Here is a 25123-nt window from a genome sequence, read left to right on the forward strand (position 1 = left end):
AACACCGGGGCGGATCCCTGCGGCTCCGTTCCGGGGGGCAAGCTACTGCCAGCTCGGGGGATCGGCCCCGTCGGCTCAGGGGGATCGGTCCGCTTGGCTCGGGGGGGGGGATCGGCCCGGACGGCTCAGGGGGATCGGTCCGGTCGGCTCGGGGGGGATCGGTCCGGTCGGCTCGGGCGGAGTGCGCCTACGTCTGATAGGCCGTGCGGCCGGGCAGGTCGGCGACGAGGTCGCGGTAGTACGCGCCGATCAGCTCACGCTCCTGTGCCGCGGGTCCGGGGGCGGCGCTCTGGTAGTGCCGTAGCTGGGTGTTGCCGATCGCCATGACGGGCAGGAGGTCGGCTGCCGGGGAGGGGGGAATGCCCAGGGCGTCGGCGAGGGTGTCGCCGTGGAAGTCGCGCGCCAGCGCGAGCAGCATCGCCCGTGCCCCCGCCTCGGTCACGAAGGAGCCGGGCCCCGCCGCCATGACCTGCACGGCGGCGTCGTACAGGGCCGATACCAGGGCGCGGCTGTTGTCGTCGGGAGGTGCGATGGTGGAATCGAGCAGGTCCAGGAGCGGCGATGCGCCGGCGTGGTCCTCGATGCCGAGGAAGAGGTCCTCGTCCAGGCCGAGCAGATGGGCGATGTACCACCAGTACCGGTACAGCCGCCGCTGCTCCCTGTCGTCGAGTGCGAAGCCCACGCGCTCCAGGAGGAGGAAGGGGACGGTGGTGAAGGCGAGCCAGGTCCGGGCGGTGTCGACCTGGTTGATGGGCACGCCCCACCGCGCGGTGTCCCACCCGTGCTCGATGGCTGTCGAGCGGACGCGGGCGTGCAGCAGCCGGACCTGAGCCGTCTGCACATACCCGGGAGCGCCGTGCAGCAGTCCGCCCGGGAGGATGGCGTTCGCCCGCCACACCCCGGTCTCGGCCAGTCGGCGCGGGGCCATCCTGTCGAACTGTCCGGTCTGGACGAGGAGCTTGGCGATACTCGGTGAGCGGTAGGTGTGGGTGAGCGAGCCGGCGACGAACGCCAGGAGGTTCCAGTGCGGAGGAACCGACAGGGAGACGGAGTCCCCGGCGGCCAGCGCCTCGTGGTCGACCCACTCGGGGGCGGATTCGAGTCGGCGCAGCAGGGCCGCGACGGCCGGCGGCGGGCTGTCGAGGCTGTCCAGGCCCTCGGCGAGGCCACGGTTGAGGAGGTGGCGGGCGTCCTTTCCGAGCGCGTCCAGTTCCGTGATCACCGCGTCGGCGAGCGGATCGCCCGCAGTGAGCATCCTGGCCATGGTGTCGGCCGTCTCGCCATGTGCGGCCCGCGCCGCTTCGAGGCCGATGAGCCGCTGGGGGTACCGCGGAGGGTCCTGTGCCGGGGTCATGCACTGACTCTCGCGGAGGGCGGGCCGGGGTGCCGGGAGCGCCGCGCGAGGGATTGGGGGCGGATTCACCTGGTTTCGGAGGAACAGGGGCGCGGTAGCACGAGGGCGGGGTGAGGGTGCCGTGCGGCCTCCTCGGTGGCTCATCACCGCTCAGGCGGGGGTGACCGCCTCCATGGCGTCGTCGATGAGCTGGGCGAGGCTGCGGGACTGGTCGCCCCGGGCCCAGGTGGTCTTGGCTGCGGCCAGGCAGGCGACCGCGGCGCCCACGAGGGCCGGGGTGCGGGGGTCGTTCCGGTCGTGGTCCCCGGTGCGTTCGCGGACGATGTCGACCCAGCGCTCCTGGAGCCGGGCCAGACGCTCGTACAGACCGGCGTGCAGGGCGGGGTGCGCGTGGATGAGGCGTACGTTCCCGGCGGCCTGGGCGGTGCGTTCCGGGTCGTCGAAGTACTCGGCCACGGTGTCGAAGCAGCGCCGGAACGAGGTCCACAGCGGCTCGTCGCCCGGACGGGCGGTGAGCTGCTCCACGAGTTGGTCGGCAAGGAGGTCGTACTTGCCGAGCATCAGCTCCTCCTTCGAGGCGAAGTAGCGGAAGAAGGTGCGCCGGGACATGCCCGCGGCCTGCGCGATCTCCTCGACCGTCACCGACTCGTAGCCGTGCTCGGCGAACAGGGACTGCGCGAGGGTCACCAGTTCCTCGCGCATGGCCCGGCGGGCCCGCTCCCGCACGGGTACGGCCGTGGTGCTCTGCTTCATGGCCCCACCCTACCACCGAGCGCCAGCTTTGACACTGGGTGACACTTTAGGCATACAGTTGCAGCGGGGGGTGTTCCACCCGCCCTGTCCGTCCGCAAGGAGGCATCCGCCATGACCACCAGGCGCAAGGCGCTCATCCCGATCTCGTCGGCCCGCGAGCTTCCGCTGGCCGAGCCCGTGGAGGTCCCGTCGATCTCCACCGGGTTCTTCCTGGTCGAACTCGCCCAGGTTCTGAAGGAGTTCGAGGACACCCATGACTTCGTCTTCACCACCCCGGACGGGAAGGTGCCGCAGCTCGACGTCAACGGCCTGGCGCTGTCCATCCACGCCATTGAGAAGATCGGCAACGCCCAGGCGTCCGCGTCGCTGGCCCAGCACCGGGGTTCCTTCGACCCCCACCGCTTCCGCGCCCGCCGGGTGCCCCTGGCCGAGCGCCGGGAGCAGGAGCTGAGGCTGCTCGAAGGCCACCTGGGGCGCGTGCCCGTGTCCGAGGCGCTGCCGAAGACCGACAAGGAGGTGGCCGACTTCCGTCCCGGGCTGGTGGAGCGCCTGTCCCGGCTGGAGGAGAAGACCTTCCCCTCCTTCGAGGAGGTCCTGGCCCGCCATCGCGCGCCGGACGACCCTTTCGACCTGGGCGGATTCGACTTCGTGCACGTCCCCGGCGGTCACGCCCCGATGGTCGACTTCCGCGACAATCCGTGGTTCGGCGAGATCCTGCACCTCGCCCGTGAGAAGGGCGTCCCGATGTCCCTCATCTGCCACGCCCCGATCGCCCTGACCTCCACCGCGCAGCGGGTCGACGAGCGGGGCTGGCCCGTGCCGGTCGGTGACAACCCGTTCCGGGGGACGAAGATCGCCGCCGCCGGCAAACGCGCGGGCAACCTGATGCTCAGGATCGGCTACCCCAGCGTCCCGGGAAAGCGCACCCGGCTGCACTACCACGTGGACGAGGCGCTGGAGGAAGCCGGTTTCCCGGTCTCGGGCACCCTCAACCCCAGCAGCGTCAGGGTCGTCTACGATCCGGCCCTGCGGCTGCTCACGGGCAACGGCCCGCAGGCCATCGACCAGCAGACCCGGCGGCTGCGCAGCGTCCTGGCCGAGACACCGGCGCGGGTGTAGGCGGACGCGAGCGCGAGGGAGGGGGCGGGCCCGGTCCGGGTCCGCCCCCTCCCTCGCGCACCCCACCTGTGCGGCGCGCCGGTGCCGGGGTCAGCGGTTCCCGGCGGCCAGTTCGGCGATGTCCCGGCCCTGCTGCCATGTCTCCAGGCGTGCCTGGTAGGTCTTCTCCACCTGGGCGTAGGGAGAGGTGCCGAAGAAGACCCGCAGCGGCGGCTGCTCGGCGTCGGCCAGTGCGAGGATCGCGGCGCCCGCGTCGGCCGGGTCGTAGCTGGGGTTACGGGCCGCCGCGACCGCCAGCGCCTCACGCACCGGCTGGTACGGCGGCTGCCCCGCGGCCCGCACCGCGCTCGCTCCGCCCCAGTCGGTCCGGTAGCCGCCGGGCTCGACCAGGCTCACCTTGATGCCGAGGTGAGCGGTCTCCTGGGCGAGCGACTCACTGAGCCCCTCAAGCGCCCACTTGGAAGCGTGATACGCGCCGAGCAGCGGGAAGGCGACCACACCGCCCGACGACGAGATCTGGATGATGTGCCCGCGGCCCTGCTCACGCAGGATCGGCAGCACCGCCTGGGTGACATGGAACGGCCCCAGGACATTGACCTCCAACTGCTGCCGCAACTCCTCGGCACCGACCTCCTCGACGGCGCCGAACAGCCCGTATCCGGCATTGTTGACGACCACATCGAGCCCGCCGAAGGCCCCGTACGCGTCGGCGACGGCGGCGAAAACCGCCTCGCGCTCGGTCACGTCGAGCGCCAGCGGGAGGAACCCGGCACCGTACTCATCGGCGAGATCGGCCAGCGCGCCGATGTCGCGCGCCGTCGCCGCGACCCGGTCGCCGCGCCCCAGGGCCGCCCGCGCGAACTCCTTGCCGAACCCGCGCCCGGCACCGGTGATGAACCATGTCTTGCCCACGACGATCAGCCCTTCTCGCATCCGAATGGATCCATCGATCCCTTCACAGGGTGACTTGTGTGGCATCCAGTGTCAATTTAGCTCGCGAGTGTCGCCGGAAGCGGGCGGGCGCCCCGCGCCGAGGTCAGGACGGATCCGCCACCCCGGCCTCCGGGGCGTCCCCGGTACGCCACAGGTGGAGTGCACCGGAGTCACGGAGCCCCTCGGTGACCCGATGCCGTTCGGTGTCGGTGAGGGTGAGGGCGTTCAGCCGGTGGCGCCAGTCCTCGATGTCGCCGGTGTCCTCCAGGGCGGTGGCGAGTTCGATGAGGGTGGCGAGTGCGCGGGCCACGTCCAGGGGCGGGGCGGTGTCCCCGTGCCGACGCAGGGCCGTGGTGAGGACGCGCAGGGCGATGCGGTCGTCGTTCTTGAACTCGCTGAAGATCCTGGCGTTGTCCCATGCCCTGGCCAGGCCGGTGAGGCTCCTGGAGCCGCCGTACTCCAGCTCCGCCGGTTCGTCCCGCTGAATGAAGATGATGGAGTTGCCGGACGGGTCGACGACGGTGAACCGGCTCGCCCCGGGCCTGTACCGGGTGATGCGCGGCCTGCCCTTGGCCAGGACCTTGCCGTAGGCGGCGCGAAGCCGTTCCACTCCAGCACCAGATAGATGTAGGGCCGGGTCTGCCGGTAGGTGACCTCGAAGCCGAGCGCCTGATAGAACTCCAGCGTCTGCGCCACCGACACACAGGGCATCACCGGCACCGTCGTCTCGTTCGCCCGCACCATCGCGTCTCCCATGCTCGTCGGCCGCGGTCCGCTCCGGGCCGGATGCACGGCGCGGGACCTGCCGCGGGACTCACTACTGCGGCACGGCATCAATCACGGAACGCCCCCGCCGTCCCCCCGGACTCCCGCGGGGGAATCGGGCGGCGCATCTCCTCGTAGCCGCTCACGTACTCCATGTGCTGCACGCCGATGAAGTGGTCGAAGACGATGCTGGTGGTGGTCGCGGCCACCGGGCCCGTGCTGAGTCTCGTGGCGACGAAGTCCCGCAACTGCGCGCTCGATGTGCACGCGACATGGATCAGGAAGTCGTCCGGGCCGCCCATGAAGAACACATTGAGCACCTGCGGGAAGCGAATGACACGGCCCGCGTATGCCTTCACCTGGTCCCGGGCCTGGGCCTGGAGCCGTACGAACACGATGGCCTGGATCGGAAAACCGAGCGCCTCGTAGTTCACGAAGGTGTTGATCGACTTGATGACACCCAGCTTTTCGAGCCGCTTGATCCGGGCGTGGCAGGTGGACGGGGCGATGCCGGCCCTGCGGGACAGGTCGCTGTTGGATATCCGCCCGTCCGTGGTCAGTTCCCAGAGCAGGATCTCGTCGATCTCGTCGATCTTTATCTCTCTGGACCGTTCGTTCGCGTAGCCCGGCATGGGTGACCTCCTTGTGCGGAGCCTGGGCCGACGGGTCGCGGTCCGTCCGCGAGGCGGCAGAACATTCGGAGGCGCCCAGGCAACGTCGACCCTGGGTGAAGAATCTGCCCGAGTCAAGCGTGTGTCCGAAGAATGTTCAGACCTTGCGGCGCTCCGGCGAACGTTCTCCCAGCATGGTGTCAGGTCACCCCGGGACGGGTGGTCGGCGGGCCCACCCGTGCCGGGCCGCACCACGCCGGGCCGCGATGCGGTGAGGCCGCCACCGGTCACCCTCACCCCGGAGCCGTCACAACCCTGCAAGGGAGCAGCAAGCCAGTGATTCCTGCAATCCCAGCAACTCCAGCAAGTCCAGCAAGTCCAGTGACTTCAGCGACTCCAGCGATTCCGGAGATTCCAGCGACTCCAGCGATTCCGGCAAAGGGCACGTCCGAACGGAAGGCGTGGCTCGACCGGTTGGCCGACCGCGCGAAGTTCATCCGGCTGGAAACGGTGCGGCTGTCCAGGATCGCCGGGGCGGGCCACTACACCTCGTCGTTCTCGGCCGCGGAGCTGTTCGCCGCCCTCTACTACGGCGTGCTCAACTACAGGCCGGGGGAGCCCGGGTGGGCGGACCGGGACCGGTTCGTGCTCAGCAAGGGGCACGCCGCGATCGGGCTGTACCCGGTGCTGGCCGACGTGGGCTTCTTCGCCCCGTCCGCACTCGACACCTACACCCGCCTGGGCAGCCCGTTCGGCGACCACCCCGACATGAAGAAGATCCCGGGCATCGACTTCAGTTCGGGTTCGCTCGGCCATGGGCTGTCGATCGCCGTCGGCATGGCGCTGGGCGGGCGGGTCGGCGGCCGTCCGTACCGGACCTTCTGCATGCTCGGCGACGGTGAGCTGCACGAGGGCCAGGTGTGGGAGGCGGCCAACGCCGCCGGTCACTACCGGCTCGGCCGGCTCGTCGCGATCGTCGACCGGAACAAGCTGTGCATCGACGGCTTCACCGACGATGTGATGAGCGTCGAGCCGATCGAGGACCGGTTCCGCGCGTTCGGCTGGGAGACCCACCGGGTCGACGGCCATGACCCCGACGCCGTGCTCGATGTCTTCGACGCGCTGCCCGACGCGCAGGACGGCCCGCCACAGCTCATCGTGGCGGACACGGTGAAGGGCCGTGGTGTGCGGCTCATGGAGTACAACCCCGACTGGCACGTCGGCAATCTCGTCGGCGCCGACTACGACAACGTGATCGCGGAACTACAGGCGGGCCTGCGACCGCTGGAGGCAGCACAGTGACCACGACCCAGGACCAGGCGGAGATCTTCGGCGGCGGCGCCACCGAGCTGCGCGACAAGCGCTCCTTCGACGGCAGCGACACCAGCTCCATACCGGCGTTCGTCTTCGGCGAGGAGCTGGCCGAACTCGCCGACAGCGACCCCCGGATCGTCGTGCTCACCGCCGATCTCGCCAGTGCGAACCGGGCCACCGACTTCGCCGCGCGGCACCCGGCGCGCTTCTTCAATCTGGGCATCGCCGAGAAGGGCATGATCACCACCGCGGCGGGCATCGCGTCCTGCGGCTATGTGCCGTTCGCCGCGACGTTCGCCTCGTTCTCGGCGCTGCTGTGCGCGGAGCAGATCCGCACCGACTGCGCCTATCCGCGGATGCCGGTGCGTATCGTCGGCCACCACTCCGGTATGTCGATGGGGTTCTACGGCACCAGTCACCATGCCCTGGAGGACCTCGGTGTCCTGCGCACGTTCGCCGATCTGACGGTGGTGTGCGCGACCGACGAGAACCATCTGCGGGCGGTGCTGCGGGCGTCGGTGGACCATCCCGGCGCCATGTACATCCGGCTCGGCCGCGGGCGCGATCCCGAGGTCTACGCCGATGTCCCCGATCTCACCCTGGGCAGGGCGATCCGGCTCCGTGAGGGCACGGACCTGACGATCGTGGCCACCGGCAGCGAGGTCAAGCCCGCCCTGGACGCGGCGGAGTCCCTCGCGGCGGAGGGCATCGACGCCCGTGTCGTCGACATGCACACCGTGGCCCCGCTGGACGTCGAGGAGGTGCTGGCCGCGGCCTGCGAGACCGGCGCCGTCCTGACCGTCGAGGAGCACAACGTCACCAACGGGCTCGGCACGGCCGTCGCGGAGGCGCTGTTCGAGGCCGGGGCGCGCGCGGTGCCGTTCCGCAAGCACGGTGTGCCCGACGAGTACATCCCCGTCGGTCCGCCCGCCGCGCTGTACGCCACGTACCGTCTCGACGCCCCCGGTATCGCGGAGGTCGCCAAGGAGTTGCTCCGATGACGAAGACGACGAAGACACCGACGCAGAAGACGCAGACGCAGACGCAGACGCAGACGATGAAGGCGACCAGGACGATGAGCGGGGCGATGGGCGGGAATGACGCCGGTCTGGCCGCGCGGGCGCGGGCGGTGGTCCCCGGCGGGATCTACGGGCACATGGCCGTGCGGGGCTTCTCGGACACGCTGCCGCAGTACATGGCCTCCGGCGACGGCTGCCGGGTCACCGACACCGACGGCACCACCTATCTCGACTTCCTGTGCGGGTGGGGCCCGGTCGTGCTCGGGCACCGCCATCCCGCGGTGCAGCGGGCGGTGGCCGAGCAGCTCGGGCGGGGTGACTGCCTCAACGGCGCGGCGCCGGTGATGGTGGAACTCGCCGAGCTGCTGGTCGACACCGTCGCCCACGCCGACTGGGCGCTGCTGGCCAAGAACGGCACCGACGCCACCACCATGTCGGTGACGATCGCGCGGGCGGCGACCGGACGGCGCAGGGTGCTGATGGCCAGGGGCGCCTATCACGGTGCGGCGCCGTGGTGCACGCCCGTCACCGAAGGGGTCACCCCCGAGGACCGCGCGCATCTCGACTACTTCGAGTTCAACGACCTGGAGTCGGTGCGGGCCGCCGCGGCGCGGGCCGGTGACGACCTGGCCGCCGTGATCGTCTGCCCGCACCGGCAGGATGTGCACCGCGACCAGGAGCTGACCGACCCCCGGTTCGCCCGCGGGCTGCGGGAGCTGTGCGACCGTACGGGTGCCGCTCTGATCCTGGACGACGTGCGGTGCGGCTTCCGCCTCGACCTCGCGGGGAGCTGGGAGCCGATGGGGGTGCGGCCCGACCTGTCGGCCTGGTCGAAGGCCATCGCCAACGGGTACGCGCTGGCGGCGGTCACCGGCACCGACGCGCTGCGGGACGCGGCGAGCCGGATCTACGCGACGGGCTCGTTCTGGTTCTCCGCGGCCTCGATGGCGGCGGCCGTCGCCACGCTCACCGAGCTGCGCGAGACCGACGCGCTGGAGCGGATCGCGCGGGCCGGGCTGCGGCTGCGCGAGGGGCTCGCCGCACAGGCGTCGGCGCATGGCTTCGAGGTGATCCAGTCGGGTCCGGTGCAGATGCCGCTGCTGCGGTTCGCCGGTGACGACGACTTCACCCTGACCCGGCGCTGGACCGACGAGGCCGGTGCGCGCGGGGTGTATGTGCACCCGTACCACAACTGGTTCGTCGGGGCCTCCCACACCGATGCCGACATCGACGAGGCCCTGGAGCGCACCGACGGGGCGTTCGCGGCGCTCACCCGCCGATGAGGATCACCGGGGCGGTACTGGAGGAATCCGGGCGGGCGCGGCCGTTCGCGGAGTCCCGGCCGATCACGGTCGGCGACGTCGACCTCGGTGAACCGGGGCCGACCGAGCTGCTCGTCAAGGTCGCGGCGGCGGGTGTGTGCCATTCGGATCTGAGCGTGGTCGAGGGGCATCGCCCGCGGCCCACCCCGATGCTGCTCGGCCACGAGGCCGCCGGCACCGTCGTGGCCACGGGTGCGGCGGTCACCGACATCGTGCCGGGCCGGCGGGTGGTGATGACGTTCATGCCCCGCTGCGAGCGGTGCGAGGCGTGCGCGGAGGACGGCCGCCTGCCCTGCTCGGCGGGCACGGCCGCCAATGGCGCGGGCACCCTGCTGCACGGGTCGCGCCCTCTGCGCCGGGGCGCCGGGACCGTCCACCATCACCTGGGTGTGTCCGCGTTCGCGACGCATGCCGTGGTCGACCGGGCGTCGGTCGTCGCGGTCGGGGACGACATCCCGCCCGAGGTCGCCGCGGTGCTCGGGTGCGCGGTCCTCACGGGCGGCGGCGCCGTGCTCAACGTCGCGAAACCGGCGCCGTCGGACCCGGTGATGGTCGTCGGGCTCGGCGGCGTGGGGATGGCCGCGCTCATCACGGCGAAGGCACTGGGCGTCGAACGGATCGTCGCCGTCGACACCCTCGACGCGAAGCTCGACCGGGCGACCGATCTCGGCGCCACCGAGACCTACACCCCGGCGCAGGTCGAGCGGCTGGGCATCAAGGCCCGGTACGTCATCGAATGCGCCGGACACCCCAGCGCGTTCGAGACCGCCTTCACCGCCACCCGGCCGGGCGGCACGACGATCACCGTCGGGCTGCCTTCCCCGGCCGCGCGCGCGACCCTGTCCCCGCTGACCGTCACCGCCGAGGCCAGGACCGTCGTCGGCAGCTATCTCGGCTCCGCCGTGCCGTCCCGCGACATACCCCGCTACGCGCAGATGTGGCGGGAGGGGAGACTGCCGGTGGAGAAGCTCATCTCGTCGCGGATCGAGTTGGGCCGGATCAACGAGGCGATGGACCTGCTCGCGGACGGGCTGGCCGTCCGGCAGGTGATCGTGTTCTGACCGACCCGGCCGGATTCCCCGGGCTCCCCGGATTCCCCGCACTCCCCCACGGGCGTCCCGCCGCTCCCGGCTTCCGCTGTCGGCGGGACCCGGACCGAAGAACGTTCGGAGCGGAGCGGATCCGCGTCAGCGGGGGACCGAAGATCATCGAAGATTCCCGACCACCCTCGGCACGATCTTCGGATATCGCTCGCCGGACAAAAGTGATCTGCATCATAGTCGGCACACATGCCGCGAGGGATCACGAAACCATCCCCAGCACCACCTTCCCACCCCACTCATCCCCCACCGAACCCACGCGGCGCCGCGCCGCGCCCCCGAGAGGAGCCCACCCACCCATGAGCACCGAGACAGAGACCCTCGTCCGGTACCGGATGTCGATCGCGGGACAGGACCGCGACAGCGCGTCCGGCGAGGTCATCGAGGTCCGCGACAAGTACGACGGCGCCGTCATCGGCACTGTCCCCGCCGGCACCGCGGCCGACGCGCAGGCCGCTCTCGACGCGGCGCGGGACGGCGCCGAGGTCTGGTCCGCCACCCCGGCGTTCGAGCGGGCGGCGATCCTCAAGGCCGCGGCGGCGCAGATCCGCGCCCGGCGCGAGGAACTCAGCGCGGTGCTGTCCGCCGAGAACGGCAAGACCCTCGCCCACGCCACCCTGGAGATCGACACCACCGCCCGGATCTTCGAGGGCTTCGCCGAGGAGTCACTGCGGCTGTTCGGGCAGACCGTCCCCCTCGACATCCAGCAGGGCCTCCAGTCCGACCTGATGATCACCGTCCGGGAGCCGCTCGGTGTCCTGGTGGGCATCCTGCCGTTCAACTTCCCCGCCGAACTGTTCGCCCACAAGGTCGGCGCCGCCCTGGCGGCGGGCAACGCGATCGTGGTGAAGCCGCCGGAGGACGACCCCGTCACCACGATCCTGCTGACCGGGATCCTGCACCGGGCGGGCGTCCCCGGCGCCGCGCTCCAGTTGGTGACCGGGTACGGCGCCGTGGTCGGTGACCATCTGTCGAAGAGCCCCGCCATCGCCGCGGTCACCTTCACGGGCAGCACCGAGGTCGGCTCGGTCATCGCGGCCAACGCCGGCCGCAATGTGGTGCGGGTGTTCCTGGAGCTGAGCGGCAACGACGCCTTCATCGTCTGCGACGACGCCGACCTGGACGCGGCGGTCGAGCATGCCGTCGCGGGGCGGATCTACGCCAACGGGCAGGTGTGTGTCGCCACCAAGCGCATCATGGTGGCGCGCTCCCGCTACGACGCCTTCCTCACCGCCCTGCGCGCGAGGGTGGCGGCCCTGCGGGTGGGTGACCAGACCGACGAGAACACCGATGTCGGGCCGCTGATCAGCGTCGACGCCGCCCGTGAGGTGGAGCGGCAGATCCAGGAGGCGGTGGCGCAGGGCGCGCGCCTGCTGGTCGGCGGCACCCGCGACGGCGCGTTCATCACGCCCGCGCTGCTGGAGATCGACACGAGTGTCGGTATCGCCACCGACGAGGAGATCTTCGGCCCGGTGTTCTCGGTGCTGGCGGTCGACGGGCTCGACGAGGCGATCGAGATCGCCAATGCCTCGCAGTTCGGGCTCAATGCCGCGGTGTTCACCGCCGATCTCAAGCAGGCCATCAGGGCCGGGCGCCGTATCAAGGCGGGCATCGTCTCGGTCAACGGGGGCAACGCCTACCGTCCGGACGTGGCCGCGTTCGGCGGATACAAGAAGAGCGGCATCGGCAGGGAGGGCATCGCCTACACCCTGGACGAATTCACCCAGGTCAAGAGCATCGTGCTCCGCGGAGTCATGACCCAGGACTGACCAGACTCAACAGAGTCAACAGTATCGATCGCCCGATCGCATCGGCCCCGGAGTCCTCCTCACCCCACCCCCTTCGTCAGGAAGTCACCCACATGACCACCTCACCGAATTCCCCGCCCCAGGCCACCGCCATGGTTCCCCCGCCCGATGGCGCGGCCGGGCTGCACCGCGGGCTCGGCGTCGGTTCCATCGTGTTCATGGTCGTCGCCGCCGCGGCACCCCTGGCCGTGGTGACCGCCAGTGTGCCGATCATCGTCTCGGTCAGCGGCAGCACCGCCGCACCGCAGTTCTTCCTCCTGGCGACGATCATCCTGGCGCTGTTCTCCGTCGGCTTCACCTCGATGAGCACCTACGTACCGAACGCCGGCGCCTTCTACTCCTACATCCAGCGCGGACTGGGCAGACATGTCGGCGTCGGTGCGGCTGCGCTGGCACTGGGGTCGTACGGCGTGATGCTCATCGGGCTCTACGCCTATCTCGGGGTGGCCACGGCCAAGCTGCTGGCCTCCGTTCACCTGGATGTGCCGTGGTGGGGCTGCGCCATCGGGTGGGTGCTGATCGTCGGGTTCCTCGGCTATCGGGACATCGAGCTGAGTTCGAAGGTGCTGGGGCTGCTGCTGGTCGCGGAGACGCTCGCCGTGGTGATCGTCAACGTCGGGATCATCAGCCGTGGTGGGGACGGCGGGTTCAGCTCCGCGCCGCTGTCGCCGTCCGAGTTCGCGGCGGGGGCGCCGAGTCTCGGTCTGATGTTCGCGTTCTTCTGTTTCATCGGCTTCGAGGCGACCGCGGTGTTCCGCAACGAGGCACGGGATCCCGACCGCACCATTCCGCGCGCCACCTACATCGCGGTGCTGTTCATCGGTGTGTTCTACGCGATCTCGGCGTGGGCGGTGGTGCAGGGACTCGGCATCGGCAACGCCGTCGAGAGGGCCTCGGCGGAACCGGAGAGTGTCGTGCAGGACCTGGCGGTCAGCTATGTCTCTCCGATCCTGACCGATGTGATCCAGGTACTGCTGGTGACCAGCTTCTTCGCCTGTGTGCTGTCGTTCCACAATGTCATCACCCGCTACCAGTTCACGCTGGCGGGCAAGGGTCTGCTGCCGCGCGCCATGGCCGAGGTCGACGCCCGGCACCGCACCCCGTCACGGTCGTCGCTGGCCTTCAGCACGGTCTCCCTGACCGCGATGGTGGCGGTCGCGGTGCTGGGCTGGGATCCGATCGCGCAGATCTACCTGTGGTTCTCCGGCGCGTCGACGCTCGGTCTGATAGCGCTGATGGCGATGACCAGCCTGGCCGTGATCGTGTTCTTCCTGACGAAGGCCCGGAGGCCCAGCCTGTGGCAGGCGGTGATCGCACCGGGGCTGGCGTTCGTCGGGCTCGTCGTGATCATGGTGCTGGTCATCAAGAACTTCCCGCTGCTGGTCGGAAGCACCACCAACGCGATCGTGCTGGGCGGGGTCATCGCCGTGACGTTCGCCCTGGGGGTCGCCGTCGCGGAACGGCTGCGGCGGAGCCGTCCCGGCCGGTACCGGGCGCTGGACGAGGAGGGATGACGGGGGCTGGGTGAGGAGGTGCGCGGGGCGCTGGACGAGGGCGGTGTGACGGACACAGGGCGAGGACGTGTGCGGGGCACTGGACGAGGGCGTCCGAGGGGCCGCGGAACGACTGTGGCGTTGCCTCCGGTATCGCCCCCTCCCGTCCCGGTCAGTGCTCGTGCTCCTGCGGGCGCGGCTGCGGCTGCGGCTGCGGCTGCCACATGGCCCCGCCGGACACCGTGACGGTGACGCTCTCCCCCGGCGCCGCCGTCGCGGGCCCGAGGACGCGTGCCGTCACCGCTCCTTCGATCCCCGGCACCGAGACGCTCACCATGCTGTGGTGCCCGTGGAAGGCGACGGACCGGACGGTCGCCGTGATGCCGCCGGGGTCGTCGGCGCCGGGTGTCAGGGTGAGTTGCTCGGGCCGCAGGACGGCGACGCCCGCACCGCCGGAGACGGGTGTGTGCAGCGGTATGTCGCCCAGCGCCGTGGCCGCCGTCACTCCTCGTGCCGTACCCGGCATCCGGACGGCGTCGCCGACGAAGGAGGCCGTCCACAGGTCGGCGGGCCTGCGGTAGACCTCCTGGGGTGTGCCGCACTGCACGACCCGGCCGTCGCGCATCACCGCGACCAGGTCCGCGCTGGAGAGAGCCTCCTCCTGGTCGTGGGTGACGAGGACGCCCGTGGCGCCGGCGGCGGCCAGCGCGGCGCGCACATCGTCACGGATACCGGCCCGCAGGGCACTGTCCAGGGCGTTGAACGGTTCGTCGAGGAGCACGATCGCCGGGCTCGGTGCCAGGGCCCGCGCCAGGGCGATGCGCTGCTGCTGGCCGCCGGAGAGTTCGTGCGGCATCCGGTCGCCGTATCCGCTGAGGCCGACCAGTTCCAGCAGTTCGCCGACCCGGCTCCGGCGGGCCGCCGACGCGCCGCGCGGCAGGCCGAAGGCGATGTTGCGGGCGACGCTCAGATGGGGGAAGAGCGCGCCCTCCTGCGGAACGATGCCGACGCGCCGCTTCTCGGGGGGCACATGGTGACCCGGCCCGGTCATGGTCCGGGAGCGGATGTCCACGGTGCCGGAGTCGGGGCGCAGAAACCCGGCGACGACCCGCAGCATGGTGGTCTTCCCGCAGCCGGACGGCCCGAGCACGGCGGCCAGACAGCCGGCCGGCACGGTCAGGTCGAGCCCGTCGATCACCGGTCGCTGCGGGTCGTAGGAGACGGTCAGCCCGGTGATGCGCAGGTCGGTCATGGGCGGTGCCTTCCGAGCAGGTAGGAGGGGACGGCGGCGACCGCGATCAGTACCGCGGCGTAGGGAGCGGCGGCGGCGTAGGAGGCGGTCGCGGTCTCGGTCCACAGGCGGGTGGCGAGGGTGTCCATGCCGGTCGGGCGGAGCAGCAGCGTCGCGGGCAGTTCCTTCATGCCGACGACGAAGGTGAGAGCGGCGCCCGCGGCGATGCCCGGGGTGGCCAGGGGCACGGTGACCCGGCGCAGCGCGGTGAACGGTCCTGAGCCCAGCGAGCGGGCCACGTCCTCCAGGACAGGCGGCGCCTGGAGGACGGCCGCGCGGGTGCTCGCGACGGCGACGGGCAGGAAGAGCACGGTGTAGGCGGCGACCAGCAGCGGCAGTTCCTGGTAGAGGGGGTAGGCGTAGCGGACGGCGAGGAAGACCATGGCGAGGGCGACCGTGATGCCGGGGATGGCGTGGCCCGCGTAGGCGGCCTGTTCCAGCAGCCGGGCGCCCCGGGTGCGGTGGCGGGCGGCGAGCACGCCGACCGGCAGGGCGAGGAGGACGGTCGCGGCGGCGCCCAGGGAGGCGACGAGGACGGTGTTGCCGGTGGTCTCCAGGAGGAGACCGGGCTCCCAGGTGCGTGAGTTGCCCACCGTCAGCCAGTATCCGAGGGTGCCGACCGGGAAGGCGACACCGGCGGCGGCGACCGCCGCGGACCAGGCCAGCGCGGGCCACCGCCAGGCTCCGAGGGGGACCCGCCGCGCGGTACGGGCCGCGCCACCGCCGGTACGGAAGTGCACGCCCCGGCCGCGGGTCCGTGACTCGCCCGCCACCAGAGCGACGGTGAGCAGCACGAGGACGACGCTGAGCGCGGCGGCCGGGGTCCGGTCGAAGCTCGCCTTGTACGAGGTGTGGATGGCGCGGGTGAAGGTCTCGTAGCGCATGATCGAGACCGCGCCGAAGTCGGAGAGCACATACAGCGCGACGAGCAGCCCACCGCCCGCCGCCGCGGGCCGCAGTTGCGGCAGGACGACCCGGCGGAACACGGCGACGGGCCCGTGGCCGAGGGAACGGGCGGCCTCCTCCTGCGCGGGGTCCATGCGCCGCAGCACGGCGGTGACCGGCAGGTACACGTAGGGGTAGCTCACGAGGGTGAGGACGAGCGCGGCGCCCGTGAACCCGGCCAGTGCGTCGCTGGCCGAGATCCAGGTGAAACCGGCGACATAGCTCGGCACCGCCAGGGGCAGCGTCGCCAGCACGGCCCACAGCCGGGCCCCGGGCAGCGCGGTGCGGGTGGTCAGCCAGGCCAGTGAGATGCCGATGACCAGGCTCGCCGTGACGACCACCGCCGCCAGGCCCAGGCTGCGCAGCAGCAGTGCGGCGACGCGCTCCCCGGTGACGATGTCCCAGGCGAAGGCGGGGCCGCGTTCGAGGGCGCGGATGCCGAGGTAGAGCAGCGGCAGCAGGGCGACGACGACGGCGAGGGAGGCGGCGAGGAGCAGCGCCACGGGAGGGCGGCGCCGCGCCCCGCCGCGCCGCCGGGTCCGCCCTGTCTGCCGGGTCCCGCTGCCGCGGGGGGCCGTGAGGGGGACCCGGCCGTCGCGCGCCCGGGAACCGGGTGCTTTCACGTCGGTCAGACCATCCCGGCTTCCTGGAGCATCTCCAGGGTCACATCGAGGGATTCGAGCTTGCTGAGGTCGATCTCGGGGGTGCCGATCGAGGCGAGCACGGGCAGCTCGCTGTTGCCGGCGACGCCCGCGGCGAGCGGGTACTCGTGCGTCTCGTCGGCGAAGTAGGTCTGCCCCTGCTTCGACAGCAGGAAGTCCACGGCCTTCTGGGCGGTGGCCGCGGCGTCCGTGCCCTTGAGGACGCCGACTCCGGCGACGTTCACGAGCGCGCCGGGGTCACCCTTGGTGGGGAAGCTGAGCTTGGCCTTCAGCTTGTCCTCGCCGACCTCGGCGGCCTTCTCGTACCAGTAGTAGTGGTTGATGAGGCCGAGTTCCGCGTCACCCGCGTCGACGGCGTCGAGGACCGCGCCGTTCTTCTCGAACACCTGCGGATCGTTGGCCTTGAAGTCCTTGAGCCAGGTGCGGGTGGCGTCGTCGCCCTTGATGACCCGCATCCCGGTGACGAACGCCTGGAACGAGGCGTTCGTCGGGGCGTACGCGACCTTGCCCTTCCACTCCGGCTTCGTCAGCTCGTCCACGGAGACGGGCGCGTCCTTGACCTTGTCGGCGTTGTACGCGATCACCCGGGCGCGGCCCGAGACACCGACCCAGGTGCCGTCCTCGGCCCGGAACACGTCGGCCACCTCGTCCAGGGACTTCTGCGGCAGCTCCGCGAGGCGCCCGCTCGCGCCGAGTGCGCCCAGGGCACCGGCGTCCTGCGAGAAGAAGAGATCGGCCTTCGTCCGGTCCCCCTCCTCAAGGAGCTGGGCGGCGAGTTCGGCACTGTCGCCGTAGCGCACCTCCACCTCGGCCCCGGTGGCCTTCTCCAGGTCCTTCAGCAGGGGAGCGATCAGCTCTTCACTGCGCCCCGAGTAGACGACAAGGCTGGAACTCTCCGCCCCCGACGTCTCGGCCCCGCCACCCGCACCGGTCCCCTCACTCTCCGACTCCCCGCCACAGGCGGCGAGGAAGGGGAGGGAGAGCGCCGTGACGGCAAGCACGCGGGCACGACCGGGACTGGACCATGACATGGCAAAGCCTTTCCAATAAAGAAGTAAGGTAGCTGAGGTTAACCTAACTTTTAACTCTGCTGATCTACTGGTTCGTGGAGACGTGTAACGAATGTGCATCTGAGGGGGCGGAGAGAGGTGAGGGACGGGGCCGGGGATGGCTCGGTGAGCGCCACCTCACGCTCAGGGGCCGTTTCCGCAGGTGAGGATGCCGGAAGCGGATGCGCCGGAGCCCGGTTCAGTCACAGGCAGCCGCGGAAGCGGAGGGTGAGGTCGGCCGGGCGGGAGACCGGCGGCACAGGCCCCGGCCCTGGCTCCGGCCGCCCGCCGGAAGGGTGACAGGGCAGGCGCCCCGGCCGGGTGACCAGGCGTGGCGTGCCGGTGCGGGTGAGGCGTCGCGCGATGCTGGCGGCTGCCCGCTCAGCCCGCGCCCACCAGAGGACACTTGTGCTCCGTTCCGCCCTTCTCACTGCTTCGCTGGCCCTGGCGGCCCTCGCGACCGGCACCGCGCCGGCGCACGCCGCGCCCGTCACCACCTTCTCCGGCTCGGACTGCCCGGCAGGGCGCCTGTGCCTGTTCCGGGACTATGACTTCTCCGGCGGCGGCATCGCCCTGTCGTCGCGCACCGAGCTGTACTCGCTGGCGAACTACGGCTTCAACGACCAGTTGTCGTCCTGGTCCAATAACAGCGGCGTGACCTGCATGTGGTGGAACAACGGGCTGGATTCCGGCGGCGGTCACGAGATGCGCAACGGCTATCGCGTCAACCTGCTCCCCAGCGAGAACGACACCGCGTCGTCGGTCCGCTGCGACTTCTTCTAGCGGAGGACCGGCCGCCGCCGGCGAGCCGACCTCGGCACGGCGATCCGGCTCCCGGGCCCGGCTGACGCGAACGGGCCGGCATCGGGGTGGGCTGGTGGCGGATGGCTCGAATGCCCGGTCCGATGTCGGCCAACCCTGCTGCGCGCATCTTGTGGCGCCCCACCCGCCTTCCGATACTGGCACCCGGTACTGGCACCCGGCACCGCGACGTACGGCACTGGTCGCGTGTCCGCGTCCCGGGGGCGGTGACGGCGCAGTCGGCCGTGGGGAGCCCCATCGGCGGCGCCAGGAACGGACTGCCCCGCCTGCCCGAGTCATCCATGGACGACACCGTGACCGATCGTTTCTGTATCAGGCTGGCTCATCACGAGGCGGTGTGATGAGCCGCCTGGTGACCGAGTTCAGCACCGATGCCGTCGACCCCCGGGAGCGGCGTGCCCAGTTCCAGGAAGTGGCCGGTCAGTGGCATGTGCCCAATCAGTTCCGCAGTGATCAGGAGGAGTCGTTCAGCGCGAGGATGCGTGCGCTCGACCTCGGCAGCCTTCAGATCTCCGCGCTGACGTTCCCTCACCTGGAGGTCGCCCGCACCGCGAGGCTCGTCCGGCAGCACGACCCCGAGGTTCTCTACGCCCTGCTGATGACCCGCGGCGAAGGGGGTGTTTCCTCCGGGAAACACGACACCCGCATACGTGCCGGAGAGCTGGTGCTGGTGGACAGTTCGGTCCCCTTCCAGGGAGTCTTCGCCGACGCCGCCCAGGTGCACAAGCCCCTCGTGGTGCAGGTACCTCGCAGTCTGATCCCCTTGTCCACGCAGGTCGTCCGGCGCACGCTCGCCACGGCGATCCCCGTCGACCAGGGCATGGGAGGGACGCTCACGCGCTGGCTGGGGGATGTCATGGCCCGTGGCGATGAATTCGCCCCCGCGGACACACCGGCGCTCGCCGAGGTCACCGTCAGCCTTCTCTCGTCGGTTCTCAGCCAGGTGACGGACACCTGCGACTCGCTGTCACCCCATGCCGCGCAGGCGGCGCTGAGGACCGCCGTCTACGAATTCACGGCCCGTCACATCGGCGACCCTTTGCTCACTCCCCGGACTGTTGCCGATGCCCATCACATCTCCCTCCGCTCCCTGCACCGCCTGTTCTCGGCCGACGGCATCGGTATCGCCGAGTGGATTCGTCGGCAGCGGCTGGAGAGGTGCCGCGTCGACCTGGCCAATCCCTACCTGTGGAACGAGACGATCCGCGATATCGCACGACGCTGGGGCTTCACGGACCAGGCACACTTCAGCCGCCTGTTCCGTGTCACCTACGGGCTGCCGCCCAGGGACTACCGGCGCTGCGCGCTCGCACCCGGCACACGCCGATCCGCGCGTACCGGGCGCGAGTAGTCCCCAACCCGCGGCGTGTTTCCTCGGCGGTCGGTCAGCGGTTCACCGAGGCGTCCCGGTCGGGTGGCCGGTCCGAGCACCGCGGCACGGGCCGAGGCGCTCGGCATCGGACTAGGGCGTCGGACACGCCCCTAGACCCACAGGTAGAGGGTCCACCGGCCATTGGGGTTCTGCTCGCACTTCCACTCGTTGGCGGAGCCGCTGCCGGCCGCCTGGCAGGCGGCCCAGGTACGGTAGGTCGCGAAGGGAATCCACGCCTGGACCCCTGTGGTGCGCGCCGTCGTTCCGGGTGCCGCCTGCGAGGTGGTGACAACGCCACCGACCAGCAGCGCGGTTCCCAGAAGAACACTGGCGAGCCGGCTTCGTGTACGCATCGATTCTCCTTGGCTGTGGTCCGAGTGAGCCGCCCAGATCCTGACCAGTCCGGTTCGCCGGTCAAGGGCGTTCGCTTGTGCCAAGCATCCCGAGCCGGACGGCGGATGTCGTTGACGGTGGGTGACGGGTCAGTTGGATATGAGTGACCGGAAGCGAGTGGCAGGCCATGCGCTGCATCGGTGCCGCGTCGGTGCTGCGCCGGTCCAGGGCGCGGCTCCCGAACATCGTCCGGGGCAAGCTCCGCCTCGCCCTCGCCCTCGCCCGCTACAGTCGGGCATGGGTATCGCAGACACATCCATAGCAGCCATCGCGGCGGCCCTCAGTGGCGCTGCGGCCGTCGCGTCGTGGCGCTCCTCGCGGGACGCCAACCGGACGGCGGCCTCCGTCGCCCAGATCGAACGCGACCGCTGGCACCGCGAGCTGACACCACGTCTGGAATTCCGGGTCGACGCGGACAACCAGATTCTCCACGCCCGGTTCCTGGGACCCGCCGAACTGGGCCTGCTCCAGGTGCGGCTGACGGTCCGCGACGACCGCGACCGCTCCCAGGACGCCATCCTGGCGGGAAGCTACACGCGCGAGATGCGGGACCGGGTCATCTGGGGCCCGTTCCAGTTCCGGCACGGCCGGGACGCCGGCCCGGTCACCTTCGACGCCGACGACCGGACCCGGCTGGCGATCGATCCCAGCATGAGGCCCGAATGGTACGAGGGCGCGGACGGCGAACGACGCTGGCGGACCGAGCACGAGGGCAGACCCCTGCGGCTGTGGGCGACCTGCGAGGCGTCCGGCCACAAGCCCTGGCGGCTGAGCTGCGAAGTGCCCTACGAGGGGAACCCGGCGCGCACCCAGGCGCCCGCCGCCCTCTGAGCGGTGCGCGGCACGGGCAAGGCCGCCCATCCGGAGCCGGGCGTGTTACTGCCACTGACGGGTCATCAGATGCCCTCCCTGGAAGCGGTGTTTATGTGCGAGCACCTGGTGCTTCCCCACCGGCAACCTGAGCAGAAGATCGTGCTCCAACTGGGGCTGCTTCTGGCGGAGTTCGCGGTGCATTTCATCGTGGCAATCTGGAACGCGCCCTGGGATCGATGATCGATCCGCCAGTCGGTCCCTTGGCTGAGGCCGGTAGGCTCGGTGGAGCGACATCCGGGCCGGAGAGCCACTCGGAGGGACGTACAGCGGGTGCGGTCCTCGGCTTCGGCGGTCGGGGAACCCAGGAAGGGACAGCCGGTATGACGAACGAGCCGGTGATCATGCTGCGATGGGCGCTCGGCGAGGCCGGTCTGGCGGCGGTGGTGGACCAGGCTCCGCGGCGTGCTGTCCGGGTGCGGATGGACCCTGGCTCGGCCGCGGGTCTGGCGGCGCTGCTGGGAGTGGACCCCCGGGCGATCGACGTGAGCCTGCGTGCCGTTCACCGCATCCGGGTCCGCACGGTCGAGGCAGGACCCGAGATGACCACGGTGGTCCTGGCCGACGAGCACGGGCTGCGGCTGGCCGACCTGATCACGGCCCGGACGGCGAACGCTTCCTCGTGAGAGTGCGTGGAAGCACCCCTCGGCCATGTCTGACAGCTCTGGTGCGAGATCCCTGAAGGGGATAGCGACGACGCGGCCCGCCCCCGGTCCGGGCGCGCACGGCGCTGCTGGGGGCGGGCGGTGAATCTGGGTTCGTTCTGTCTGACGGTCACGCGGCCTCGGTGGAGGAGCCGGTACCGGGCCGCGATGGGGAGGGTCGGCCGTCGGCCGGGTGGGAAGCGCAACCGGACGGCCGGTGGGGGCTGGGTGGGTAACGCAACCGGACGGCCGGTGGGCGAGCGGGTGAGTGAGCGGGTTCCGGTGCTTCGGTGCTTCGGTTGCCGGTCAGGTGATGGTGAATCCGGGGTAGCCGCTGGTGGCGACCTCGTGGCACTTCTGCCGATAGGCCCCCGCGCCGCCGGTGTAGGAGAGGAAGCGCCGTGGTTTGCCGGTCACGTTGGATCCCGTGTACCAGCTATCGGTGCTGGGGATGAGTGTCGCGGCGGCGGTCTGCTCGTGATGTTCGATCCAGGCGTCCTCGGCTTCCTTGGTGGCCTCGATCGTGGCGGCGCCCTGGGTTCTGACGTGTGTGATGGCGTCGCTGATCCATTCGGCCTGTTGCTGTGTGCAGGTCGGCATGTTGCACAGCGCGGCCGACGGTGCCAGGGGGGCTCCGATGGTGAACAGGTTCGGGTAGCCGTGAATGCCCAGGCCCATCAGGGTGTGGATGTCGCGGCCCCAGTCCTCGGCGAGGCTGCGGTTGTCCCGTCCCCGCACGTCGATGCGGGTCAGCGAGCCGGTGGCGGCGTCGAAGCCCGTGGCCAGCACGATGATGTCGAGTTCGTGGACGGTGCCGTCGCTGAGGACGATGCCCTCCGGGACGATGCGTGCGATCGGGTTGTCCCGGATGCTGACCAGTTCGACGTCCGGGCGGTGGTAGACCTCGAGGTAGTTGTCCTCGAGGGGGACCCGGCGGGTGCCGAAGCCGTAGTCGGAGGGGACCAGGATGTCGGCGAGCCGGTCGTCTCCGAGGCGGGCGCGCATCTTGTTGCGGACGAACTCCGAGATCTCGTCGTTGACCTCGCGCTGGAAGAAGAGGTCGGCGAATCCGCCCACCCAGAGCCTCAGCGAGCCGTCCGCGTAGAGCTCTTCCAGCACCTCGCGGCGCCGTTGCGGGGTGTACTCGGCCCAGACGTGTGCGAAGTCGAAGTCGAATCCGGCGAAGGTCTGCCGGACGGCCGAGCTGACTTCGTCGAAGCGGGCCTTGTAGGCGGTCTGCTGCTCCTCGCCGTAGACGCGGTTCTTCATCGGGATCACGTACTGCGGCGTACGTGCGAAGACGGTGAGGTGCCGGCCCCTTCCGGCGATGGTCTGGATCACCTGGATGCCGGTGGCGCCGGTGCCGACGACTCCGATGCGTTTGCCGGTCAGGTCGGCGCCCTCGGCCGGCCATTTCGCGGTGTGCAGGATGTCGCCGGAGAAGCTGTTCTGTCCCTCGAAGACATGGTCCAGGGGTGCGGAGAGCGGTCCGGCGCAACTGACGAAGAACTGCGTGTCGACGATGTCACCGCGGTCGGTGCGCACCGTCCAGCGGCTGCGGTCCTCGTCGAACACCGCGCTGGTGATCGTCGTCGAGAACCGGATGTGGCCCCGCAGGTCCAGCCGGTCCGCGACGTACCGGGTCCAGCGTTGGATCTCGGGCTGTCCGGGGAACCTCTCGGTCCAGTTCCAGCCCTTGTAGAGCTCCTCGTCGAACATGTACTGGTAGACGTGGGACTCGCTGTCGAAGCGGGCACCGGGATAGCGGTTCCACCACCAGGTCCCGCCCACGTCACCGGCCTTGTCGAAGACCAGCACGCGCAGTCCCCGGCGGCGCAGCAGGTGCAGTTGGTGGAGCCCGGCGACGCCGGCGCCGAGAATGACGGCGTCCACCTCGACGCGCTCCTCGTCTGTCGCGTGATCCGCCGCCGGTAAGGACGTTTCCTCTGAGGTGGTCATCCTGGCTCCTTCACTTCGAGCGCGTACGGAGGGTTCAGGAACCGGGCGTTGTCGGTCGCCGGGTGCCGTCGGGCAACGCGTGGTCCCTTTGCTTCCTGAGAGCGGGATCAGGGTCGCCGGCCGCTCGGCCTCAGGTATCTCGACCAGTCTTTCCCGGAGTTGCGCTGATCAGTCCCTGCCGAAATCGGATGGGGTCGACCTGTCTGCCTTCGTGTCCTGAAATGTCGGCGGCCGTCGCGGGGCGTCGGGCGGGCGCGCCGCCCTGGCCTCGCAGGGGAGGGCTGGGGAGGGCTGGGGTGTGGTCCGGCCGTTCGTATGTGGACTGGGCTGTACGTGGCGGAGAATGTCGCCCGAGCGGTCGTCGACTTTCTTCGCGCGGTTCTTCGGAGGCGTCCTGCCGGGGCAGCGGGATTGGGCTGCCGGCGCCTCTGGCGGTCGGGGGCGCACACCAGACACGCGCGAAGCCCCGGACCGGGACACCGGCCGGGGCTTCGCCATGACGAAAGGCCCGCGCGAGACCGGCGCCCCGCCCTCGGTGGAGCGGTCCGCCGCGCACGGCCCGTGTCAGCGGATCAGGAAGCCAGCGTCCCCCGGTATTCGACCGGCCCCTCACCCGGGAACTGGGCCGTCCCCGAGAACGAGTTGCCGTCGTCGAAGAACGTCACGCTGCCCTTGCCCTCCTCGCCGGACCAGGTCACCGTCGTGCCGGTCGAGGGAGCCCCGTGGACGGGAACGACATCGCCGCGATTGGCGATCGAGAGGGTCAGCGGCCGGTCCGCCTGCCATCCGCCCCCACCGGTGTGGAACTCCGTGTTGTACGTCGCCATGTCTACTCCTTCACAGGTTGCGGGATCGCCCGCACTGCGCGCAGGACGACGGATACGCCGCCCCGCCCCAGAATCACGCCCCAATCCGCCCACAGGCAGAGCAGCAGACCTCAAACCACCACATCGACTGATCCACCAACTACCCATATTCACAAGAGACTTCGGACGGGCGCGGCGAACCGTCGGCCCACCAGGTCCGGCGGACGCGGTGCCGCTGGCTCCGGGACTGTGGTGCGGCTGGACTGCCCGCCGATGACACCCCATCAACTTTGCTGTCTCTGAACATAGTTGCTTCATAGATGTGCACATGGGAACTACCCGGAAATGCAGAGACGCTGCCCGTTGTCACCGACACCGCGGTCGTGGCCTGTGCCGGTTGGTCACGGAACTAGCCTTGGAGGGCTGGCAGGCAGAGAGCGGAGCATCCGTCTGCAACTGTTCCGGCAACTCCCCCGTGTCCGCGGGACTGAGAGCTGTCCGGGCACGGGCCGTGTCCGGTCGGTCGGTACGGGCCGGTGACGGCGGAGGTCCTGACGCGGGTGCTTCGAGAGGATGGGGCGCGGTTTTCGCATGGTTTCGGATGAGCTGAATGGTCTGTTCCTCGTGCTGACGGGTTCGGAGATGCCGAATCTGGATCCGAAGCTGATGCTGGAGTATCTGTCGGTTCCGCAGCGGGAGCTGGACAGGCAGCTCGGTGA

23 protein-coding genes are annotated in these 25123 nt (G+C 70.5%); 12 read left to right on the top strand and 11 right to left on the bottom strand.

Features of this window, described 5'->3' with window-relative positions:
* Window positions 1-187 precede the first annotated feature (187 nt).
* Window positions 188-1354 carry an oxygenase MpaB family protein gene (locus AB0O01_RS35940; protein WP_365320254.1) on the bottom strand — a complete coding sequence of 389 codons (1167 nt, stop codon included), beginning with the start codon at window positions 1352-1354 and terminating at the stop codon, window positions 188-190.
* A 150-nt stretch (window positions 1355-1504) separates the two neighbouring features.
* A complete protein-coding gene (locus tag AB0O01_RS35945) occupies window positions 1505-2107 on the bottom strand; it encodes a TetR family transcriptional regulator (RefSeq protein WP_365320256.1) in 603 nt (200 codons plus the stop codon).
* Between the two features lie 111 nt (window positions 2108-2218).
* Here AB0O01_RS35945 and AB0O01_RS35950 point away from each other — a divergent pair, with 111 nt between their 5' ends.
* Window positions 2219-3226: a hypothetical protein gene (locus AB0O01_RS35950; protein WP_365320257.1), complete on the top strand. Its 1008-nt coding sequence runs from the start codon at window positions 2219-2221 to the stop codon at window positions 3224-3226.
* A gap of 90 nt (window positions 3227-3316) precedes the next feature.
* Here AB0O01_RS35950 and AB0O01_RS35955 read toward each other — a convergent pair whose 3' ends face one another.
* The 3 genes from AB0O01_RS35955 to AB0O01_RS35965 all read right to left on the bottom strand — a co-directional run bounded on the left by AB0O01_RS35955 (window position 3317) and on the right by AB0O01_RS35965 (window position 5556).
* Entirely contained in the window at window positions 3317-4159 is an 843-nt protein-coding gene (locus AB0O01_RS35955; protein WP_365320258.1) for an SDR family NAD(P)-dependent oxidoreductase, read from the bottom strand.
* A gap of 103 nt (window positions 4160-4262) precedes the next feature.
* On the bottom strand, window positions 4263-4769 hold the full coding sequence (locus AB0O01_RS35960; RefSeq protein ID WP_365320260.1) for a hypothetical protein: 507 nt from the start codon (window positions 4767-4769) through the stop codon (window positions 4263-4265).
* Window positions 4770-4992: 223 nt separating this feature from the next.
* Complete coding sequence (locus tag AB0O01_RS35965; RefSeq protein WP_365320261.1) at window positions 4993-5556, bottom strand: Lrp/AsnC family transcriptional regulator; 564 nt, start codon at window positions 5554-5556, stop codon at window positions 4993-4995.
* A 453-nt stretch (window positions 5557-6009) separates the two neighbouring features.
* Between AB0O01_RS35965 and AB0O01_RS35970 the strand changes: the two genes are divergently transcribed.
* The 6 genes from AB0O01_RS35970 (at window position 6010) to AB0O01_RS35995 (ending at window position 13612) form a co-directional block, all read left to right on the top strand.
* A complete protein-coding gene (locus AB0O01_RS35970) occupies window positions 6010-6837 on the top strand; it encodes a transketolase (RefSeq protein ID WP_365320263.1) in 828 nt (275 codons plus the stop codon).
* The gene (locus tag AB0O01_RS35975; protein WP_365320264.1) at window positions 6834-7850 is read left to right on the top strand and encodes a transketolase C-terminal domain-containing protein; all 1017 of its coding nucleotides are present in this window, start codon (window positions 6834-6836) and stop codon (window positions 7848-7850) included. The genes AB0O01_RS35970 and AB0O01_RS35975 overlap by 4 nt, the downstream gene beginning before the upstream one ends.
* Window positions 7847-9151, top strand: coding sequence for an aminotransferase class III-fold pyridoxal phosphate-dependent enzyme (locus tag AB0O01_RS35980; protein WP_365320266.1), 1305 nt, complete (start codon window positions 7847-7849; stop codon window positions 9149-9151). Before AB0O01_RS35975 ends, AB0O01_RS35980 begins: the two co-directional genes overlap by 4 nt.
* Window positions 9148-10251 carry a zinc-binding dehydrogenase gene (locus AB0O01_RS35985; protein WP_365320268.1) on the top strand — a complete coding sequence of 368 codons (1104 nt, stop codon included), beginning with the start codon at window positions 9148-9150 and terminating at the stop codon, window positions 10249-10251. Before AB0O01_RS35980 ends, AB0O01_RS35985 begins: the two co-directional genes overlap by 4 nt.
* Window positions 10252-10589: 338 nt before the next feature.
* A complete protein-coding gene (locus AB0O01_RS35990; protein WP_365320269.1) occupies window positions 10590-12059 on the top strand; it encodes an aldehyde dehydrogenase family protein in 1470 nt (489 codons plus the stop codon).
* A gap of 92 nt (window positions 12060-12151) precedes the next feature.
* Window positions 12152-13612, top strand: coding sequence for an APC family permease (locus tag AB0O01_RS35995; protein WP_365320270.1), 1461 nt, complete (start codon window positions 12152-12154; stop codon window positions 13610-13612).
* Between the two features lie 151 nt (window positions 13613-13763).
* Here the strand turns inward: AB0O01_RS35995 and AB0O01_RS36000 are convergent, their stop codons facing one another.
* The 3 genes from AB0O01_RS36000 to AB0O01_RS36010 form a co-directional block, all read right to left on the bottom strand.
* Complete coding sequence (locus AB0O01_RS36000; RefSeq protein WP_365320272.1) at window positions 13764-14843, bottom strand: ABC transporter ATP-binding protein; 1080 nt, start codon at window positions 14841-14843, stop codon at window positions 13764-13766.
* Window positions 14840-16330: an iron ABC transporter permease gene (locus tag AB0O01_RS36005; protein WP_365320290.1), complete on the bottom strand. Its 1491-nt coding sequence runs from the start codon at window positions 16328-16330 to the stop codon at window positions 14840-14842. The genes AB0O01_RS36000 and AB0O01_RS36005 overlap by 4 nt, the downstream gene beginning before the upstream one ends.
* A 125-nt stretch (window positions 16331-16455) precedes the next feature.
* Entirely contained in the window at window positions 16456-17490 is a 1035-nt protein-coding gene (locus AB0O01_RS36010) for an iron ABC transporter substrate-binding protein (protein ID WP_365320274.1), read from the bottom strand.
* Between the two features lie 456 nt (window positions 17491-17946).
* Here AB0O01_RS36010 and AB0O01_RS36015 point away from each other — a divergent pair, with 456 nt between their 5' ends.
* Both AB0O01_RS36015 and AB0O01_RS36020 read left to right on the top strand, forming a co-directional pair.
* A complete protein-coding gene (locus tag AB0O01_RS36015) occupies window positions 17947-18321 on the top strand; it encodes a peptidase inhibitor family I36 protein (RefSeq protein ID WP_365320275.1) in 375 nt (124 codons plus the stop codon).
* 379 nt (window positions 18322-18700) lie between these two features.
* Window positions 18701-19711 carry a helix-turn-helix domain-containing protein gene (locus AB0O01_RS36020; RefSeq protein ID WP_365320277.1) on the top strand — a complete coding sequence of 337 codons (1011 nt, stop codon included), beginning with the start codon at window positions 18701-18703 and terminating at the stop codon, window positions 19709-19711.
* Between the two features lie 131 nt (window positions 19712-19842).
* On the opposite strand, the gene AB0O01_RS36025 is transcribed toward AB0O01_RS36020, so the two are convergent.
* Complete coding sequence (locus AB0O01_RS36025; protein WP_365320279.1) at window positions 19843-20085, bottom strand: hypothetical protein; 243 nt, start codon at window positions 20083-20085, stop codon at window positions 19843-19845.
* Window positions 20086-20362: 277 nt separating this feature from the next.
* On the opposite strand from AB0O01_RS36025, the gene AB0O01_RS36030 reads away from it, so the two are divergent.
* The 3 genes from AB0O01_RS36030 to AB0O01_RS36040 all read left to right on the top strand — a co-directional run bounded on the left by AB0O01_RS36030 (window position 20363) and on the right by AB0O01_RS36040 (window position 21621).
* Entirely contained in the window at window positions 20363-20956 is a 594-nt protein-coding gene (locus AB0O01_RS36030) for a hypothetical protein (RefSeq protein WP_365320281.1), read from the top strand.
* Window positions 20957-20959: 3 nt separating this feature from the next.
* Window positions 20960-21178: a hypothetical protein gene (locus AB0O01_RS36035; protein WP_365320283.1), complete on the top strand. Its 219-nt coding sequence runs from the start codon at window positions 20960-20962 to the stop codon at window positions 21176-21178.
* A 140-nt stretch (window positions 21179-21318) separates the two neighbouring features.
* The gene (locus AB0O01_RS36040; RefSeq protein WP_365320285.1) at window positions 21319-21621 is read left to right on the top strand and encodes a hypothetical protein; all 303 of its coding nucleotides are present in this window, start codon (window positions 21319-21321) and stop codon (window positions 21619-21621) included.
* Between the two features lie 324 nt (window positions 21622-21945).
* Here AB0O01_RS36040 and AB0O01_RS36045 read toward each other — a convergent pair whose 3' ends face one another.
* Both AB0O01_RS36045 and AB0O01_RS36050 read right to left on the bottom strand, forming a co-directional pair.
* A complete protein-coding gene (locus tag AB0O01_RS36045) occupies window positions 21946-23598 on the bottom strand; it encodes an NAD(P)/FAD-dependent oxidoreductase (protein WP_365320287.1) in 1653 nt (550 codons plus the stop codon).
* Window positions 23599-24170: 572 nt separating this feature from the next.
* Entirely contained in the window at window positions 24171-24425 is a 255-nt protein-coding gene (locus tag AB0O01_RS36050; protein ID WP_365320288.1) for a hypothetical protein, read from the bottom strand.
* Between the last annotated feature and the right edge of the window lie 698 nt (window positions 24426-25123).

Origin of the sequence: Streptomyces sp. NPDC093252 (assembly GCF_040683675.1) — a bacterium.
In the GTDB taxonomy this organism is placed as follows: domain Bacteria; phylum Actinomycetota; class Actinomycetes; order Streptomycetales; family Streptomycetaceae; genus Streptomyces.

What these genes read in the sequence shown, in the direction of transcription:
- AB0O01_RS35985 (WP_365320268.1), top strand. Translation starts at nt 9,148, where the DNA reads ATGAGGATCACCGGGGCGGTACTGGAGGAATCCGGGCGGGCGCGGCCG.
- AB0O01_RS36040 (WP_365320285.1), top strand. Translation starts at nt 21,319, where the DNA reads ATGACGAACGAGCCGGTGATCATGCTGCGATGGGCGCTCGGCGAGGCC.
- AB0O01_RS35955 (WP_365320258.1), bottom strand. Translation starts at nt 4,159, where the DNA reads ATGCGAGAAGGGCTGATCGTCGTGGGCAAGACATGGTTCATCACCGGT.
- AB0O01_RS35940 (WP_365320254.1), bottom strand. Translation starts at nt 1,354, where the DNA reads ATGACCCCGGCACAGGACCCTCCGCGGTACCCCCAGCGGCTCATCGGC.
- AB0O01_RS35990 (WP_365320269.1), top strand. Translation starts at nt 10,590, where the DNA reads ATGAGCACCGAGACAGAGACCCTCGTCCGGTACCGGATGTCGATCGCG.
- AB0O01_RS36045 (WP_365320287.1), bottom strand. Translation starts at nt 23,598, where the DNA reads ATGACCACCTCAGAGGAAACGTCCTTACCGGCGGCGGATCACGCGACA.
- AB0O01_RS36000 (WP_365320272.1), bottom strand. Translation starts at nt 14,843, where the DNA reads ATGACCGACCTGCGCATCACCGGGCTGACCGTCTCCTACGACCCGCAG.
- AB0O01_RS35965 (WP_365320261.1), bottom strand. Translation starts at nt 5,556, where the DNA reads ATGCCGGGCTACGCGAACGAACGGTCCAGAGAGATAAAGATCGACGAG.
- AB0O01_RS35995 (WP_365320270.1), top strand. Translation starts at nt 12,152, where the DNA reads ATGACCACCTCACCGAATTCCCCGCCCCAGGCCACCGCCATGGTTCCC.
- AB0O01_RS36030 (WP_365320281.1), top strand. Translation starts at nt 20,363, where the DNA reads ATGGGTATCGCAGACACATCCATAGCAGCCATCGCGGCGGCCCTCAGT.
- AB0O01_RS36025 (WP_365320279.1), bottom strand. Translation starts at nt 20,085, where the DNA reads ATGCGTACACGAAGCCGGCTCGCCAGTGTTCTTCTGGGAACCGCGCTG.
- AB0O01_RS36050 (WP_365320288.1), bottom strand. Translation starts at nt 24,425, where the DNA reads ATGGCGACGTACAACACGGAGTTCCACACCGGTGGGGGCGGATGGCAG.
- AB0O01_RS35945 (WP_365320256.1), bottom strand. Translation starts at nt 2,107, where the DNA reads ATGAAGCAGAGCACCACGGCCGTACCCGTGCGGGAGCGGGCCCGCCGG.
- AB0O01_RS35950 (WP_365320257.1), top strand. Translation starts at nt 2,219, where the DNA reads ATGACCACCAGGCGCAAGGCGCTCATCCCGATCTCGTCGGCCCGCGAG.
- AB0O01_RS36020 (WP_365320277.1), top strand. Translation starts at nt 18,701, where the DNA reads ATGAGCCGCCTGGTGACCGAGTTCAGCACCGATGCCGTCGACCCCCGG.
- AB0O01_RS35980 (WP_365320266.1), top strand. Translation starts at nt 7,847, where the DNA reads ATGACGAAGACGACGAAGACACCGACGCAGAAGACGCAGACGCAGACG.